This window comes from Flavobacterium sp. 9AF (assembly GCF_902506265.1).
Taxonomy (GTDB): Bacteria; Bacteroidota; Bacteroidia; order Flavobacteriales; family Flavobacteriaceae; genus Flavobacterium.
In genome coordinates, this window is record NZ_LR733573.1 from 1 (window position 1) to 19,087 (window position 19,087).

At 32.8% G+C, this 19,087-nt stretch carries 13 protein-coding genes; 10 read left to right on the forward strand and 3 right to left on the reverse strand.

Annotated features, from left to right (window positions below):
- Window positions 1-396 precede the first annotated feature (396 nt).
- From HALO113_RS15135 to HALO113_RS15175, 9 genes are all read left to right on the forward strand, one after another.
- Window positions 397-1,299: a branched-chain amino acid transaminase gene (locus HALO113_RS15135; protein ID WP_159779927.1), complete on the forward strand. Its 903-nt coding sequence runs from the start codon at window positions 397-399 to the stop codon at window positions 1,297-1,299.
- Window positions 1,300-1,303: 4 nt separating this feature from the next.
- On the forward strand, window positions 1,304-2,983 hold the full coding sequence (gene ilvD, locus HALO113_RS15140; protein ID WP_159779928.1) for a dihydroxy-acid dehydratase: 1,680 nt from the start codon (window positions 1,304-1,306) through the stop codon (window positions 2,981-2,983).
- Window positions 2,984-2,994: 11 nt separating this feature from the next.
- Window positions 2,995-4,743, forward strand: coding sequence for a biosynthetic-type acetolactate synthase large subunit (ilvB, locus tag HALO113_RS15145; protein ID WP_159779929.1), 1,749 nt, complete (start codon window positions 2,995-2,997; stop codon window positions 4,741-4,743).
- A gap of 2 nt (window positions 4,744-4,745) precedes the next feature.
- Window positions 4,746-5,333, forward strand: a complete 588-nt coding sequence (gene ilvN / locus HALO113_RS15150) for an acetolactate synthase small subunit (protein WP_201297667.1) — start codon at window positions 4,746-4,748, stop codon at window positions 5,331-5,333.
- A gap of 181 nt (window positions 5,334-5,514) precedes the next feature.
- Window positions 5,515-6,993, forward strand: a complete 1,479-nt coding sequence (ilvC, locus tag HALO113_RS15155; protein WP_159779930.1) for a ketol-acid reductoisomerase — start codon at window positions 5,515-5,517, stop codon at window positions 6,991-6,993.
- Between the two features lie 158 nt (window positions 6,994-7,151).
- Window positions 7,152-8,396, forward strand: a complete 1,245-nt coding sequence (gene ilvA / locus HALO113_RS15160) for a threonine ammonia-lyase IlvA (RefSeq protein ID WP_159779939.1) — start codon at window positions 7,152-7,154, stop codon at window positions 8,394-8,396.
- Window positions 8,397-8,526: 130 nt separating this feature from the next.
- Complete coding sequence (locus HALO113_RS15165; protein WP_159779931.1) at window positions 8,527-11,388, forward strand: AsmA-like C-terminal region-containing protein; 2,862 nt, start codon at window positions 8,527-8,529, stop codon at window positions 11,386-11,388.
- Window positions 11,389-11,740: 352 nt separating this feature from the next.
- Complete coding sequence (locus HALO113_RS15170) at window positions 11,741-12,790, forward strand: DUF6340 family protein (RefSeq protein ID WP_159779932.1); 1,050 nt, start codon at window positions 11,741-11,743, stop codon at window positions 12,788-12,790.
- Between the two features lie 363 nt (window positions 12,791-13,153).
- A complete protein-coding gene (locus tag HALO113_RS15175) occupies window positions 13,154-14,911 on the forward strand; it encodes an aromatic amino acid hydroxylase (protein WP_159779933.1) in 1,758 nt (585 codons plus the stop codon).
- A 218-nt stretch (window positions 14,912-15,129) separates the two neighbouring features.
- On the opposite strand, the gene HALO113_RS15180 is transcribed toward HALO113_RS15175, so the two are convergent.
- Complete coding sequence (locus HALO113_RS15180; protein ID WP_159779934.1) at window positions 15,130-16,752, reverse strand: DUF4832 domain-containing protein; 1,623 nt, start codon at window positions 16,750-16,752, stop codon at window positions 15,130-15,132.
- Between the two features lie 99 nt (window positions 16,753-16,851).
- Here HALO113_RS15180 and HALO113_RS15185 point away from each other — a divergent pair, with 99 nt between their 5' ends.
- Window positions 16,852-17,160 carry a rhodanese-like domain-containing protein gene (locus tag HALO113_RS15185; protein ID WP_159779935.1) on the forward strand — a complete coding sequence of 103 codons (309 nt, stop codon included), beginning with the start codon at window positions 16,852-16,854 and terminating at the stop codon, window positions 17,158-17,160.
- A 114-nt stretch (window positions 17,161-17,274) separates the two neighbouring features.
- On the opposite strand, the gene HALO113_RS15190 is transcribed toward HALO113_RS15185, so the two are convergent.
- Complete coding sequence (locus tag HALO113_RS15190) at window positions 17,275-17,904, reverse strand: DUF4230 domain-containing protein (protein ID WP_159779936.1); 630 nt, start codon at window positions 17,902-17,904, stop codon at window positions 17,275-17,277.
- Between the two features lie 11 nt (window positions 17,905-17,915).
- On the reverse strand, window positions 17,916-18,866 hold the full coding sequence (locus HALO113_RS15195; protein ID WP_159779937.1) for a GSCFA domain-containing protein: 951 nt from the start codon (window positions 18,864-18,866) through the stop codon (window positions 17,916-17,918).
- Window positions 18,867-19,087: the final 221 nt, after the last annotated feature.

Consider the following 19,087-nt stretch of genomic DNA (forward strand, 5'->3'; position numbering starts at 1 on the left):
TTATTGTCTCTATTATTATTCCAAAATTGGGATAGGAGACTTTATATAATATATTATTTGAAAGCCTCCTCTTTTAGGAGGCTTTTTTTTTTAAAATAACCATATGAACATCCATACAGTAATTATTGTCATTATTATTATTCGTCCACAAAAACGAGTCAGGTAGTTATTGTCTAAAAAATATAAAAGCCTTTCTCAAAAACAGAAAGGCTTTTTTTATTTCTCATATCATTTTAAAACTTAAAAACCGATTCAAGCATCATAAAAACAAAAAACACAAATAAATGAAAATCAAAACATTAACATTAAAATTACGCATTTAAATATTGTATAAACTTTCAAAATTTAATGCATCAAAAAAAAGTAACCATTTACATTTACATTAACAACAATAAAATGAATACAAAAAACAATCCATATTATTCTACAGAAACATTTCTTTTTTATAATGGTGAATTTAAAAAAGCATCAGAAACTACGACTGATCTCTACGGACAAACCTTACATTATGGTTATGGTGCTTTCGAAGGAATAAGAGCTTATAAAACCGATTCAGGCACAAGTATTTTTAAAGCTGTTGAACATTATGAAAGATTAAAAAAATCATGCGAATTGATTAACATTCCTTTTGAATATTCCATTGAAAATTTAATTGAAAAATCGTATCAATTACTAGAAAGGAATGATCTCAATGATGCTTATCTTAGACCTATCGTTTTTTGCGATCCAAATATGAGCCTTACCAAACCCACAGGTGTAAATCTTATGATTTGTGCTTGGAAATGGGGAACTTATCTAGGTGATAACTTATTGCATCTTTCCGTTTCTTCTTATTGTAGACCGCATCCAAAATCAATTAAAATTGAAGCTAAAGTTTGTGGACACTATATCAATTCTATTTTAGCTACCAATGAAGCTAAAAATAATGGTTTTGATGAAGCTTTACTTCTCGATTGTGAAGGATATGTAGCAGAAGGTCCAGGAGCAAATCTTTTCTTCGAAAAAAATGGATCTCTTTTCACACCTCAACTAGGAAACATCTTACCTGGAATTACTCGTGATACAATAATTGAACTCTGCTACCATCTCGGAATCAAAATTCAAGAAGGCAAATTTACACTAGACCAATTACTACAAGCTGACGCTGCTTTTTATTGTGGAACGGCTGCAGAAGTAATTGGTATTAAATCTATTGACAAAAAGGAGTTTCCTCTAGACTGGGAAAAGAGTCTTGGCAAAAAATTGCAAATCGCTTATAAAAACCTAGTAACAGAAAACCAATTTTCATTACAAAATTAAAATCATGTCTTTAAACAAACATAGTCGCACCGTTACACAAGATCCTACGCAACCAGCAGCTCAAGCCATGTTATACGGTATTGGCCTAACCGATGCACAATTAGCGCAACCTTTTATTGGAATTGCTTCCATGGGATACGATGGCAATACCTGTAACATGCATCTAAATCATTTGGCTACTTTAATTAAAAAAGAAATAAACGATACCGAAATGGTAGGTTTAATTTTTAATACTATTGGTATTAGTGATGGTATTACAAATGGAACCGATGGTATGCGTTACTCTTTAGTAAGTAGAGAAGTTATTGCAGACAGTATTGAAAGTGTGGTAGATGGCCATTATTATGATGCCGTGGTGGCCATTCCTGGTTGTGATAAAAACATGCCCGGTTCCATTATGGCTATGGGAAGATTAAACAGACCTTCCATCATGGTTTATGGAGGCACCATTGCTCCAGGAAAATATCAAGGCAAAGATTTAAATATTGTCTCGGCTTTTGAAGCTTTAGGCGAAAAAATTGCTGGAAAAATATCAGAAGAAGAGTTTAAAGGTATTATCAAAAATTCTTGTCCAGGAGCGGGTGCTTGTGGTGGAATGTATACAGCAAACACTATGGCAATCGCAATAGAAGCTTTGGGCATGAGCTTACCCTATTCAAGTTCAAACCCAGCTGTATCTCATGAAAAAATAGAAGAATGCGAAAAAGTGGCGCATTATATCAAATTGCTTTTAGAAAAAAACATTTGTCCGAAAGACATCATGACCTTTAAGGCTTTTGAAAATGCTATCACCACTTTAATTGCATTAGGGGGAAGCACAAATGCAGTCTTGCATATTATTGCTATGGCAAAAAGTGTGGGCGTAAAAATCACTCAAGATGATTTTCAAAGAATAAGTAATAAAACACCGCTTATCGCAGATTTTAAACCAGGAGGTAATTATTTAATGCAAAATCTTCATGAAAAAGGAGGTGTACCTATGGTATTAAAATACTTACTATCAAAAGGAATGCTGCATGGTGATTGCTTAACCGTAACAGGACAAACTCTTGCTGAGAACTTAAAAAATATACCCAATATTGATTTTGAAAATCAAAACATCATCAAACCTATAGAAAATCCTATTAAAACTACAGGCCATTTACAAATTCTATATGGCAATTTAGCTGAAAAAGGGTCTGTAGCTAAAATTACAGGTAAGGAAGGTGAAAAATTCTCTGGTCCTGCCAAAGTTTTTGATGGTGAAAAAGAACTGATAAAAGGGATTGAAGATAAAAAAATACAACCCGGTGATGTGGTTGTTATTCGATATGTGGGTCCAAAAGGTGGTCCTGGAATGCCTGAAATGTTAAAACCCACTTCTGCCATTATTGGTGCGGGTTTAGGTAAGAGTGTCGCTTTAATTACAGATGGAAGATTTAGTGGTGGAACGCATGGCTTTGTCGTTGGACATATAGCTCCAGAAGCATATGATGGTGGTACCATTGCATTGGTAAAAGATGGGGACCGCATTGAATTAGATGCTACAAACAATTCTATTCATTTGGCTATTTCAGAAACGGAGTTGGAAAACAGAAGAAAAACTTTTATCAAACCGCAACCTAAAGTTAAAAAAGGAGTTTTATACAAATATTTACAATTAGTAACAGATGCTTCGGAAGGCTGTGTTACAGACGAACTATAATTAAGAATACTATGGAAACAGTAGCGCAAACAACATTGGAAAACAACATTGGAAAAACCCATAATGTATCAGGGAGCTTAGCCGTTATCGATGCTTTACTATCGGAAGAGGTCTCCACTGTTTTTGGATATCCTGGTGGAGCCATAATGCCTATTTATGATGCTTTATATGATTTTGGAGATAGTTTACAACATATTTTAGTTCGTCATGAACAAGGTGCTATTCACGCAGCTCAAGGCTATGCTAGAGCCAGTGGTAAAACAGGTGTTGTTTTTGCAACTAGTGGTCCTGGAGCCACAAACTTAGTTACAGGTTTAGCTGATGCACAAATCGACTCGACTCCTATTGTTTGTATAACGGGTCAGGTTTTTGCCCATTTATTAGGTACGGATGCCTTTCAAGAAACGGATGTAATCAATATTACCACACCCATTACTAAATGGAACTATCAAGTAACGGATGCAAATGAAATTCCTGAAGTTTTAGCAAAAGCTTTTTATATCGCAAGTTCTGGAAGACCAGGACCTGTTTTAATTGATATTACCAAAAATGCACAATTGCAACTTTTTGAATACAAAGGTTACAGACAATGTGTTCATGTAAGAAGCTATCGTCCGGAACCTATTGTTCGTAAAGAATATATTGAACAAGCTGCCCAACTTATCAATCAGGCTAAAAAACCTTTTGTAATTTTTGGTCAAGGTGTTATTTTAGGAAATGCTGAAAAAGAATTTTTAACTTTTATTGAAAAAGCAGGTATTCCAACCGCATGGACGATTATGGGAATGAGTGCTATTCCTACTGATCATCCTTTAGCTGTAGGTATGCTTGGCATGCATGGCAATTATGGCCCAAATTACCTTACGAATGAATGTGATGTTTTAATTGCTATCGGAATGCGTTTTGACGATCGCGTTACAGGTCGACTCGATAAATATGCGAAACAAGCACAAGTGATCCACTTGGATATTGATCCCGCTGAAATTGATAAAAACGTACAAACTACGGTTCCTGTGTGGGGAAATTGTAAAGAAACCTTACCCCTTTTAACCGAATTAATTGATACAAAAAACTATCCGGAATGGTTTGCTGAATTTGAAGCAAAGAAAGAAAGAGAAACTACCCTATTAATTGAAAAAGAATTGAATCCTACTTCTGAGCAATTAACTATGGGTGAAGTTATGAAAGTACTAAACGAATTAACGAATGGTGATGCCGTGATTGTTACAGATGTGGGCCAACATCAAATGGTGGCGTGTAGATATACCAAACAAAATCAATCAAGAAGTAATATTACTAGTGGTGGTTTAGGCACCATGGGATTTGCTATTCCTGCTGCTATCGGTGCCAAATTTGGTGCTCCAGAAAGACAAATTGTAGCCATTATGGGTGATGGTGGTGCTCAAATGAATATTCAAGAACTAGGAACCATCATGCAGTACCAACCTAATGTAAAAATACTCATCTTAAACAATAGCTTTTTAGGAATGGTAAGGCAATGGCAAGAGTTATTTCATGAAAAGAGATACTCGTTTACCGATATCCAAAGTCCGAATTTTGTCACGCTTGCAAGTGCTTACAATATTGCTGGGAAACAAATTTCTAAAAGAGACGAACTAAAAAGTAGCCTAAAAGAAATGTTAGATCATCCTGCATCGTATTTATTAGAAGTAGCCGTTTTACATGAAGACAATGTATTCCCAATGGTACCACAAGGAAAAGGAGTTGCAGAAATTGTTTTAAGCAAAGAAGAAATTTAATTATGAAGAAAGAGCATACATTAACCGTTTATACCGAAAATCAGGTAGGACTTCTGAATAAAATAGCGATTATTTTTTCGAGAAGAAAAATCAATTTGGAAAGTTTTAATTCTTCTCCTAGCGAGATTGAAAAAATCTATCGCTTTACTATTGTCGTTATCGAAACTGAAGAAGTAGTTCGTAATCTGGTGAGACAAATTGAAAAAATTGTAGATGTTTTTAAGGTGTTTAACAACACGAATGATGAAATCATTTGGCAACAAATTGCTTTATATAAAGTACCTACTAGTGTGATTATGAAAGATGTAAAAGTAGAACGTCTTCTAAGACAATTTGGCGCTAATGCAGTGGTTATTCGAAATGATTATACCGTTTTTGAAGCCACAGGACAAGATGATGAAATTAATAATTTATTAAAAGAATTGGATAAATACGGTCTTATCGAATTTGTCAGAAGTTCTCGCATAGCGATTATTAAATCGAGTGAAGGAGTACATAAAAAAGTGCTGGATATGCAAAAAAATGACCCTCGAAAATCACCGATTAACAATGAATACTTAAATCATAAAAGTAAGATTTTTCAAATGTAGTAGATAGAAGAAAATCTAAATGTAATCAATAATCTTTTTAAAAATAAAGTCGTCAGTTCGAGTGTTTTTGTGAAGAGAAGCGCAACAAAAATGTATCGAGAACAAATAGAAAAACTTCTCGATACGCTTCGAACTCGAAGTGACGTATAAAAAAATACAAACTAAATTAAAAGAAAGAATCATGTCAAATTATTTCAATGCCTTACCTCATCGTTTAAAAGTTCAAGAATTAGGAAAGTGCGATTTCATGAATAACACCGAATTTTCAGAAGGTGTAACCCAATTAAAAGGTAAAAAAATTGTCATTATTGGTTGTGGTGCCCAAGGTTTGGCTCAAGGCCAAAATATGAGAGATAGTGGCTTAGATGTCGCGTATGCCCTTCGAAAAGAAGCTATTGAAGGCAAAAGAGCCTCGTTTGTAAACGCTACCGAAAATGGTTTTGAAGTGGGAACATTTGAAGAGATGATTCCAAAAGCGGATTTAGTTTCGAATTTAGCACCCGATAAACAACATACAGATGTGGTAAACAAAGTAGTGCCTTTAATGAAAAAAGGAGCTTGTTTGTCTTACTCTCACGGATTCAACATAGTTGAAGAAGGTACAAAAATAAGAGAAGATATCACCGTAATAATGATTGCTCCAAAATCGCCAGCATCTGAAGTAAGAGCAGAATACTTAAGGGGTTTTGGTGTTCCAACATTAATTGCGGTTCACACCGATAACGACCCAAATGGTGATGGCTTAGAAATTGCGAAAGCCTATTGTGTAGGAACAGGTGGACATAAAGCAGGTGTACTACTTTCTTCTTTTGTGGCGGAAGTAAAATCGGATTTAATGGGGGAACAAACCATTCTTTGTGGTTTATTACAAACGGGTTCGATTCTATCGTTCAACAAAATGGTGGAAAAAGGAATTGATGCAGGTTATGCTTCTAAATTAGTGCAATATGGTTGGGAAGTGATTACCGAAGCATTAAAAATTGGTGGTATTACCAATATGATGGATCGCTTGTCTAATCCTGCAAAAATTGAAGCGTTTAAACTGGCTGAAGAATTAAAAACGATTATGACGCCTTTGTTTGAAAAACATATGGATGATATTTTATCCGGACATTTTTCAAAAACGATGATGGAAGATTGGGCGAATGGTGATAAAAATTTATTGCAATGGAGAGCGGAAACTGGGGAAACTGATTTTGAAAAAACTCCAGCTTCTGAGGTAAAAATCAGGGAACAAGAATATTTTGATAACGCCCTTTTAATGGTGGCTTTTGTAAAAGCAGGTGTTGAATTGGCTTATGAAACGATGACACTTTCTGGAATTAAAGAAGAATCCGCGTATTATGAATCGCTACACGAAGCGCCTTTAATTGCGAATACTATTGCTCGTAAAAAATTATTTGAAATGAACCGTGTTATTTCCGATACAGCAGAATATGGTTGCTATTTGTTTGATCATGCGTGCAAACCTTTGTTAGCTGATTTTATGCAAAAAGTAGATACGAATCTTATTGGTAAAAACTATAATGATACCGCTTCAAATCAGGTGGATAATTTCGAATTGGTAAAAGTCAATGCTAGTATTCGTAATCATTCTATTGAAATTTGTGGGGCGCAGTTAAGAGCGGCTATGACTGCCATGAAAAAAATTGTAGCGTAATAGTATTATAGTAGTGTCATTTCGAGTTTATCTATACTACGTTACAGGCGAAGTATAGCAAAAATCTAAACCTTTTGAAAAAATGGTTCTCGACTGCGCTCGAACTGACAAGCAAATAAATTAAAAAACTGATTTTAAGAATCATGCTTACAACAACAATGACATTATTTGAAGAAGTATTGGAAGCTAAAAAGCAATTTGAAGAGGTGGTCTTCCCTACTCCTTTATTACCCAATCGAAATTTATCACATACCTTTCAAGCCAATGTACTTCTCAAAAGAGAAGATTTACAAGTGGTGCGTTCCTACAAAATACGAGGTGCTTATAATAAAATGAGTGCTTTAACGGGAACTGAAAAAAAACAAGGAATTGTTTGTGCTAGTGCTGGAAATCATGCGCAAGGTGTGGCTTATTCTTGTCATTTATTACAAATTCATGGCAAAATTTTCATGCCTAAAACCACACCGAAACAAAAAATCAAACAGGTGCAACTTTTTGGTCAGGATTTCATTGAAATTATTTTAACAGGAGATACTTTTGACGATGCTTATGCTTCCGCGAATGCTACTTGTCTCGCTGAAAATAAAATTTTTATTCATCCTTTTGATGATGTAAAAGTCATTGCGGGTCAAGGTACTGTAGGTCTAGAAATTTTAGAAGATTCGAAAACGAAAATCGATTATGTTTTTGTTCCTATTGGTGGTGGCGGTTTGGCTTCCGGACTTTCAACGGTTTTTAAAGAAGTGAGTCCGAATACTAAAATCATTGGTGTAGAACCTGCGGGTGCTCCATCTATGAAAGTATCCATTGAAAAAGGAGAAAATACCCGTTTAGATGACATCGATAAATTTGTAGATGGCGCTGCTGTGAAACAGGTAGGACATCATAATTATACCATTTGTAAAGAAAATTTAGACGATATCATTCTAGTTCCAGAAGGAAAAGTATGTTCTACCATTTTACAATTGTACAATGAAGAAGCTATGGTGGTTGAACCTGCTGGCGCTTTAACAATTGCCGCTTTGGACTTTTACAAAGACAAAATTAAAGGCAAAAATGTAGTTTGCATTGTAAGTGGTAGTAATAATGATATCGAACGAACGGCCGAAATTAAAGAACGTTCTTTATTATATGAAGGTTTGAAGCATTATTTTATGATTCAGTTTCCACAAAGACCCGGTGCTTTAAAGGAATTTGTAAATGAGATTCTAGGAGAAGATGATGACATTACGTATTTTCAATTCAAACAAAAAAACAATCGCGAATCAGGACCCGTGATTGTTGGTTTGGAATTAAAGAACAAAACAGACATTGCTCCTATTTTAGAAAAAATGACAATAAAAGGTTTTGAATTTCATTACCTTAACGAAAAAGAGGACTTATTTGCTCAATTAATTGGGTAATAGATCTCTGGGTTTTGTTTAGTTGAAAAGCCTTACATAATCATTTGTAAGGCTTTTTTTAAGTAAATGTTTCACTTCATTTTTTGTATATGAAATAATTATACATTTGTATTAAAATATTTGTATTGTCATGGCTAAAAATAAGAAACTAGTACTCAAAATTTTTAAAATTACGGTAATCGCATTTGTTTCATTACTGGCATTATTAATTGTTTTACCTATTATCTTTTCAGACACCATTACAAATAAAGTTAAAGTATTTGCTAATGAAAATCTAGAAGGCGAACTCAATTTTAAAAATTCAAGTCTATCTTTTTTTACGCATTTTCCTTCTTTAACATTAACATTAGAAGAGTTTAATTTAAAAGGATCTGAACCCTTTCAAGATGACGAATTAATAGAAGCAAAGGAAATTGGTTTTGGAATAGATGTCATGAGTCTCATTTTTGGAAACCAAACCGAGATTGATAAAATCTATTTGAACAAAGCCAACATTAATATTCAAGTGAACACAAAAGGAGAAGCCAATTATAATGTGTACAAATCTACCGATTCTACTACTTCTAAAAATGAAACGCCTACCTCTTTACAATTAAAAAAAATACAAATAGACAACAGTATATTAGTCTATAACGATGCTTCTATAAAAATGGCTATTGAAGCTAAAGGATTCAACTACAAAGGAAAAGGAAACTTACTCGATGCCGATTTTAAACTGGCTACTTCTGCACAAATTGATAGCTTGAGTTTTAGTTATGATGCTAACGAATATTTAAAAAACAAAAAAGTTAAAGCCGATTTAATAACAAAAATAAACACGAATTCGCTTGCCTTTATCTTTGAAAAAAACAATCTAATCATCAATAAACTACCTGTAGAATTTAGTGGTTTTTTTAATTTTCTTTCCAACGGATATGATATGGATTTCAATCTAAAAACAGAAAACAGTAATCTTGAAGATTTATTTTCTGCTTTACCCTCTGAATACATTTCATGGAAAGATCAAACCGATATGAAAGGAAAAACAAATGCTCATTTTACTTTAAAAGGAAAGTATATTGCCTCTCAAAAACTAAATCCTGAAATAAATTTTAAAATGGATATTAAAGATGGGTATATTAAAAACAAAAAAGCGCCTTATCCTTTAGAAAACATTTACCTTAATTTAGAGACCAAACTTCCTAATCTCGATGTAAATCAGTTAAACATTAAACTCGATTCGCTTTTTTTTACTCTTAACCAATCCAAATTAAGCGCTACCTTATTATCAAATGGCTTAGGAAACCAAATGAATATTGATGCAAAACTAAAATCGAAAATAGATTTAAAACTGGTAAATGATGCCTTACAAATTCCTGATTTTAAACTAACAGGTTTATTAGATGCTGATCTTATTTCAAAAGGAGTCTATAATAAACAAAAGCGCAAATTCCCTGTTACAAAAGGCTATTTTCATCTTTCAAATGGGACTATCCAAACCGCTTATTATCCTAAACCTATCGAAAAAATTAATCTAAAAGCTACTCTTAATTGTCCTACAACAAATTTTTCTGATGCCTCATTTACTTTGGCTCCTGCTAACTTTTCTTTTGAAAAGGAACCTTTTACAACAACCGCATCTTTTGTCAATTTTGACGACATCTCTTATACGATTACTGCTAAAGGAAAATTAAATATTACCAACATTTATAAAGTTTTCTCTCAAGATGGATTAGCGGTAAACGGATTTATTAAAGCAGATTTAAATTTGCAAGGCAAGCAAAGTGATGCTACCAATGGAAACTATAAAAACCTAAAAAATAGTGGTACGCTTGAAATTGTAAACTTAGAAACAACTAGCGATTATTTGCCGAAACCGTTCTTAATTGAAAACGGATTATTTACTTTTAATCAAGATCAAATGCACTTTAGCAATTTTCATGGTAAATACGGCCAATCTGATATAGTAATGAATGGTTATTTATCCAATGTAATTAATTTTGTTTTATCGGAAAATGAAATAATTAGAGGAACTTTTGATTTAAAATCTAATTTTCTGAATATTAACGAATTTATTCCTGCCCAAACCACAGCTACCAAACCAACAGAAAAAGCCGCTACAACAGAAACAGGTGTGGTTGAGATTCCAAAAAATTTAGACCTTACCATTCAAGCTCATACCTTAAAAACGAAATACGACGATATTAATATTGAAAATCTTAGAGGAAAACTTTCATTACAAAATGGTATTTTAAACCTATCAAATGCTTCCTTAGGAATTATTGGCGCAACAGCAACTATGAATGCTATGTATAAAAATGAAGGCAAACAAAAAGCTTATTTTGATTATACGATAAAAGCCAATGATTTTGACATAAAACGAGCGTATAACGAAATTGCAATGTTTAAAGAAATTGTAACTGCAGCAGCACATGCAGAAGGGATTATTTCATTAGATTACAAATTAAAAGGAGTGCTAAACGAATCGATGCAGCCTGTTTTACCTTCACTAGAAGGAAATGGAACTCTTTCAGTAAAACAAGTTAAGATGAAAGGCTTTAAACTGCTTAACCACGTGGCTCAAAAAACAGAAAGCAACGCAATAAAAGATCCAGATATTACGAAAGTGGACATTAAATCGACCATAAAAAACAATCTACTTACCATAGAACGATTCAAATTTAAAGTATCTGGTTTTAGATTGCGATTTGAAGGACAAAATAGTTTAGACGGTAAACTAAATTTAAAAATGAGAATTGGTCTTCCTCCTTTAGGAATTATAGGTATTCCCATAAAAGTAACAGGAACACAAGAAAACCCTATTATAAAACTTGGCAACAAATCAGAAGATTTAGAAGAAACTGAATATATCGATGGTGTAACGCCATTAAACAATGCACCCGATTCGACTGCTATTCCAGTACCTAAAATTGTAAAAGACACCTTTTTAAAACCCTCAACTGTTCCTGTAGAAAAAGTAAAAGACAGTATTCCGCAAAAAGAAAACGAATAAGAAAACTGAAATCGTAAATTTGAATCTCGTTTTAAACATCCATAAAAAAAGTGTGCTATTCCTTTTCAAAAATAGCACACTTGGTCTTAAAACTAAACTACTATGGCAGAATCAAAATAGATACTACAAAAAGCAGGCCAGTTTTTAAATTTTTCTTAAAAAGATAAAAAATGAAGCAATTCATTTAAAAAAATAGACTTTTCAAAGGATAGTAAGGCAATTACAATAATTAGAAAAGATTACCATTTATACCCTTACAACTCACAGAAGAAATTCTTACTTTATTTATCCTATACTAAAGTTGAATAAAAATGGTTATTTTTATATTTTAAAACCCCAAAGAATCAAAAACATGCAAAAAAATTACTTCTTTTTAACCTGTTCTTTTTTCATCCTAATTCTATTTACTTCTTGTAGCGCGACAAATGTTTTAACACTAAGCGTAACCGAACCTGCTCCTGTTTTATTACATAAAGCATCCAAAAATATTGGTATTCTAAACCGAAGCATTCCAGATAAAAAATATGAAATAGTAGATGCTATAGACAAAATTTTAACGGCAGAAGGCAAAGAATTAGATAAAAAAGGAAGCGAAAACACCATTGAAAGTTTACAACAAGAACTTCAAAAAAATGAAAAATTAAACCGCATCATTGTATTAGATACTATGGCTTCAAAAAAGTATGGTATGGACCAATTTAGTGCTGCGCTACCTTGGTCAACCGTAGAAGCCATTTGTATTGCAAATGATATCGATGTTATTTACGAACTTTCCTTTTATGATACCGATTCCAAAATTAATTACACCACAGCTACTTCAGAAGTAAAAAATGCATTTGGATTAAAAGTACCCATATTGGAACATATTGTAACGGTAAACACACTCATTAAATCGGGTTGGCGTATTTATGATAACCATTACAAAGCAATAGTTGATGAATATGCAACTACGAATACCGTAACCTTAAACGGAAGAGGTATTAATCCAGTGAAAGCCTTTGAAACTATTACTACTCGAAAAGAAGCCGTTTTAGCAATTAGCAAAGAGATTGGTCAAAAATACGCTTGGCAATTGTTGCTCTATAGCATACGAGTTTCCAGAGATTATTATGTAAAAGGCACCAACAATTTTGAAATAGCCAAAAGAAGAGCACAAGCTGGGCAATGGGATGGGGCAGCCGAATTATGGTTACTTGAAACCCAAAACACCGATAGCAAAATAGCAGGTCGCGCTTGTTATAATATGGGCATTAGCAATGAAATTAATGGCGATCTCGACAAAGCCATAGCATGGACCACTAAATCTTACACCGATTATGGTGATAAAAATGCCCTTCGCTATTTGAATATTTTAAAAAACAGAAAAGCAAAACAAGAACAATTAGAAAGAGAAAACAATTAGCCTACCGCTTCTAGCGTAATGGTTTGTAAAATAAAACCATCCTCAATTTAAAAATACTAACCTTACCGTTAAACTATCCTTGTTTTTTACCTACACAACAAGCAATCATTTTTGTTTTTAGTTGTAGCAATTTATATAAAAAAAATGATTTGCTACAAAAACGGTAGCAAACTGAAAAAATAAAACAATTTGCTACAAGTTTTATTTGTTTTGCATTACATTATTTTAATTCATTCCTTCTTTCCTCGTTACTAACCAACAACCAACCCTCTTTTTACACATTCCTCAAAAAACTCCTTTTTAACATCAAAAAATCATATAAAAAATTCGTATTTTTACACATATCTTAATTTATTCATATTTATGGAAGCGTCATTTGAAAGCAATCCTTTGATAGACAGGTTACCTAAACATTTAAAACAGTTTATAAAACCACAAGATTACGAAGATTACACACCCATAAACCAAGCGGTTTGGCGTTATGTAATGCGTAAAAATGTAGATTATTTGTCAAGAGTAGCACACGAATCGTATTTGGAAGGTTTACAAAAGACCGGTTTGGAAATTGAAAATATTCCAAACATGTATGGTATGAATCGCATTTTAAAAGAAATTGGTTGGGCGGCTGTAGCTGTAGATGGTTTTATTCCTCCCAATGCTTTTATGGAGTTTCAGGCGTATAATGTCTTAGTTATTGCTTCAGACATTCGTCAGTTAGAACACATAGAATACACACCCGCTCCCGATATTATTCATGAAGGTGCGGGCCATGCTCCTATTATCGCTAATCCAGAATATGCAGAATATTTACGTCGTTTTGGTGAAATAGGTTGTAAAGCCATTTCGTCTGCACACGACAATGAAATGTATGAAGCGGTTCGCTTACTTTCAATCTTGAAAGAAGCCGAAGACACACCAGAGGCGGAAGTAAAAGCAGCGGAAGATCGTGTAGAATACCTACAAAACAATATGGGCGAATTGTCTGAAATGGCTCGTATTCGAAACCTGCACTGGTGGACCGTAGAATACGGTTTAATAGGTACAGTGGAAAACCCAAAAATATATGGTGCCGGATTATTATCCTCTATAGGAGAAAGTGCTTGGTGTATGACCGATAATGTAAAGAAAATACCTTATTCTATTACTGCTGCAGATCAAAGTTTTGATATTACTAAACCGCAACCTCAATTGTTTGTAACTCCAGATTTTGCACATTTAAGTTTGGTTTTAGAAGAGTTTGCTAATACTATGGCCGTAAGAAAAGGTGGGCCAAAAGGGGTACAAAAATTAATTGATTCGAAAGCGTTAGGCACCATCGAATTGAGTACAGGCTTACAAATTTCGGGTGTGTTTACTAATGTTATAGAACACGAAGGCAAATCGGTATATGTGCAAACGACAGGACCTACAGCTTTATCGTATCGTGAAAAAGAATTAGTAGGACATGGCACAGAATATCATGCAGCAGGTTTTGGTAGCCCAATAGGTATGCTTAAAGGGATTAACTTGGCCATTGAAGACATGGGACCAAGAGATTTACGTGCCTATGCCATTTATGAGGGCGAACGAGTAACACTGGAATTTGAAGGAAATATTATTGTTTCGGGTGAAATTGTAACCGGCACACGCAATTTACAAGGAGAAATTGTCCTTATTAAATTTAAAAACTGTACCGTAACTCATAATGATACTATTTTATTTCAACCCGAATGGGGTATTTATGACATGGCTGTGGGTAAAAAAGTAATTTCGGCTTTTAGTGGTCCAGCAGATGTAAATAGTTTTGATATGATCACGCATGTTCCTTCTTCTAAAACGATTAAACCTAAAATTTCTGAAGAAAGAAAAGAATTAGAAATACTGTACCAAAGTGTACGCAACATTCGCGAAAACAAAACCGCTGCCACTACTTTAAAAGAAGCTTTTGGTGCTGTTTCTGCCAACCACCCTAACGATTGGTTACTTTGTATAGAAATCGCAGAGCTTGTGTATAAAGCGCAAGACAATGAATTTTTAGATAAGATTGTGAATCATTTAGAATTAGTAAAAAATAAACGCCCAGAAGTAGCGCATTTAATACAAAATGGTTTAGACTTAATCTTTGAAAAAGATTTGGTTTAATTGTGGAATAAAACTATTTGACGTTTACTAAATAAAGATTCTTGTATTGTCACATCGAGCAGATTAGTTTTATTTTATTGTCAATTCGAGCGGATTAATTTTATTTTATTATTAGCTCTATTGAATTAGTTTTTTTATTGTCACATCGAGCGCAGTCGAGATGTTAAAACGCATCTCGACTGCGCTCGATATGAGAAAATAATTATAAATACTGCGTCTTACTGCTTATTAATTTTCTTTACCACTTTACCGTTTTCAGTTTCAAGATGTAAAAAATAAGTACCTACTGGTAAAAAAGAAACATCAATTACATTTCCATTCGCTTTCACAAAAACGCGTTGTCCTACTGTATTAAAGAGTTGCATACTTGTAATTCGCTCTTGAGAAGAAACCGTTACAAATGAGGTGGCAGGATTAGGATAAATTTGTATTGTATTCTTATCAAAATTTGTCGCATTTAAATTTCCTACCACAACAGTTTGTGATAAATTATTCATACCACTTGAAGCCTCCCATACGTTGTTATTAGCAAAACGAATAGCATATTTTGGTAACAAATACATACCCGAACCCGAATCAGGTATAAATAAGTAAGAAGTATAAGTGCCATCTGCTAAACTACTAATGTCAAATGTTTGATTTAATGATACGGTGTTTTCCCAAGTTCTGATATCTGTAGTAAAAGGCAATATAGTAAGGTTAGACGTTGCATTATTTTTTAAAATCAAAAGTACGTCTCTTGCTTTAAAAACACGTGCGTAACCTTCGTTAGTTAGATTCATTTGAACATTCAAATTGGTTCCTTGCAAATCAAAAGTACTATTTGTCAAAACAAAACGATAGCCTAATTTTCTTTTGATTTCATCAATATGATTCGAATTTGTCCAATTGGTTATATTTTGTTCAAAATAATCTCTATTTAATAAAGACCAGTTTGTGTAATCCAATTCCAATACAGCATTGGATCCATTTGTTCTAGGCGCATTTAAGCCATTGGTTTCACCAGACATGGGCACATATTGAGTTTCATTGCTTAAATACACATAATCTGTTGTACCCACAGGATTTTGATATTGACTACTTACTTCATAAGTTCCTTGATCTCCATAATCATTTAAAAAAGCATCATTAAAAAAACCTATTCTTGCCAATGCCGTATTTTGATAAGCTGTTGCAGGAGTTAAAGGAGTATTACCATACATTGTTTTCTTTAATAAAGGATAGCGCAATTGTATGGGTATTTCTACAGGAGTGGCATTTAACATAGCATCCACTACTTCTTTTCTGTTTAACCATTGTGTAGGAGAAATGTTTCCTTCTGTACCAAATTCGCTCGAATTCGTATAATACCATTCTCCCCAAGTACCTATAAAACCTGCCTGATGCGATACTATGATGTCTTTATTTTGGTTAAGAATGGGTTGCAATTGTGCAATATGTGATACGATTTGTGCTTTTGCAGCTTGTTGAGGAGTGGTTCCTTCTGCATTGGAATACGAAAAACGTATGATGCATTTAAAACCAGCCGATTTAATTCGGTCAAAATCCAATTGCATGTTGCTTAAATACGTCGCATTAATATTAGTTGATAAAAAATCTTCTAACAGGAAATATCTAAAAATAACACTCACCTTATCTGTTCCTGTATACCAACCGTTCAATTCGGATACACTTATGTTACTATAATTAGAAGTAGTTGCATAATTTGCATCGGTAATAGAATATTTTTGAAAACCTCTTTCAGGATTAGCAAAGATTTCAGAAGAAGAGGTGTAATTTACAGTATTTTGTGCCACTAGGGAAAGGCACAAAAATAATAGCCCAAATTGTATTAATTTCATGATTTTAAGATAGTTTGTTTTTTGTAATAACGTTTGTTCGTAACAAATGTTACATTTTTTTTTAAATTACTCACCTAAATTTGTATAAAAAAATAAATTATGGGATTACTAGATATTTTAGGTTTAGGCAATAAGACTAATGATGTTAAAGATTTTATGGAAAGAGGAGCTATTATTTTAGATGTAAGAACCAAAGAAGAATATGCAGAAGGTCATATACAAGGTTCAAAAAATATCGCTTTACAGGTTTTAAATTCGAAAATTTCAGAAATAAAAAAATGGAATAAACCAGTTATTGCTTGTTGCCGTTCTGGAATGCGAAGTGCTCAGGCTACTTCTATTTTAAAACAAAACGGTATTGAATGTATTAATGGTGGTGGATGGACCAGTTTACAAAGTAAATTGTAAATTTAATTAATATCAATCAGAAAAATTGTCAATCTGAACAGGTTTGAGAATCTTAACTATTTGTTTCCCTTAGAATTTGAAACAAGTTCAGATTGACAACTGTACTATTTTCATTTACAACTTCAAATCGGTTTCTTTTTGGATCACATTTCCTTTGTACTGTAAGGTCCACCCCATAGAGTTTGTTAATACTAACATTTTTGTTAATTCGGAAAGTAATCTGTTTTGTGCATTCGATTTTAAAGTAGATTTTTCAATTTTTTTTGCTAAACTTTCTTTGGCACTTTTTGCTATTTTATTATAATCTTCTCCAGTAAATTCATTAAAAGTAGAAGATTCGGTATTGTAGTATTTAATGTCTGGGCTAATTTTTATTTCTTCCTTTGGAATATTGGTAATCGTTAAAATTTTATTTTTTGCATCTATATCATAAGTAACCTGACTTAAATCGAAACCAACGGTTACATCTGCATTTATGACAACCAAGGCTTTTTTATCGAAAGTTAATCCAGGAATATAGGTTTTCTTTTGGTCTTTATAGGTAAGTACTTCTGCAAAATGCCCTTCGGTAACCACTAATTTACCCACGTTTTTGATTTGTTGTTGAATTAAATTAGTATCATATTCTATAGTGGTTTCTTTAGATGGCGTTGTAAAAAATTTATATCCAAAGAAAAGTACTAATCCTAATAGAATAACTACCACCCATTTTCTTAATTCAGTAATTGTATTGAAAAATCCCATATTTGTATTTTTTAAAATTGTATTAAAGGTAATTTCTTTTGCAAATTAGTGATTTTTTGTTGGGTATTTTTTACAAAATTCACATGATTTTCTGAATTTGGATTGAAAGGTTTGTGTGCTAATGCTTTTTGAATCACTTCTACTTCATCTAAAATAGAAAATGCTTTTTCATCTATAGCAATTTCTTTAAAACGCTTCCAAATATAATTTATAGCTATAGCATTAGGATGTAACATATCTTCCGCATAAAAACGATAATCTCTAAGTTCGTCCATAACAATTTCATAGGAAGGAAAATAGCTGATAGTGGATGGTTGCTGGCTAATAGTGGAATGAATGGCGCTAATTAAATGAGCTTTACTCACATTATTTTCCACAAAACCATCTTTGAGATGCCTAACTGGTGAGATAGTAAATAGGAAATTCACTTTTTTATTAATTTGGTTTACCAATGAAACTATGTTAATTATACTATTTTCAATCTCTTTAACCGAAAGCAGCTCTTTAGTAAATTGCTTTTGGGGTACTTTATGACAATTGGCCACAATTTCTCTCGATTCATTATTTCTATAAACCCATGATGTGCCCAAAGTTATAAGACAATGAGTCATGGAGTTGATGTGTTGCTGTGTCGATTCTAGAATTGAATTCAAATGCTTTAAAAACGTTTCTTTATCTGGATTTGATAATTCTGAGTGCACTTCAAAGCAATGCCACAAATCGTTATGAAAAAAAATATCCTTTTCTGTAAACTCATTTTTATTTATAATTCTGTTTACCAATTTTTCAATCGAAACCACATTAAATATAATACCAAAAGGATTGGATTCATTTTGAAATTTAAAATAATGAAATTTATCTCCAATATTTTCTGCAAAACAAGATCCTAAAGACAGTATTTTACTGTCGTATGAAATAGGGCATGGCAACTTTTCTAGAGGTATTTTTGTTGTGAATTGCATACAATCAATTTAGCAATTAAGTTTCAAAAATAGTAATAAAGAATAGTACTTATCAGAAAAATATAAAATTTCTAATAAGAAGTCAGTTTAGTAATAGTTTTTAGTTTTTAACCTAGATGATTTACTAAGATCTTATTTCAACCTTAATAATTTGTTTTATTTTCATTATTCTTTCTATAAAAATTGTATATTTAAAAAGAATATCGTTACAAATTGTATAT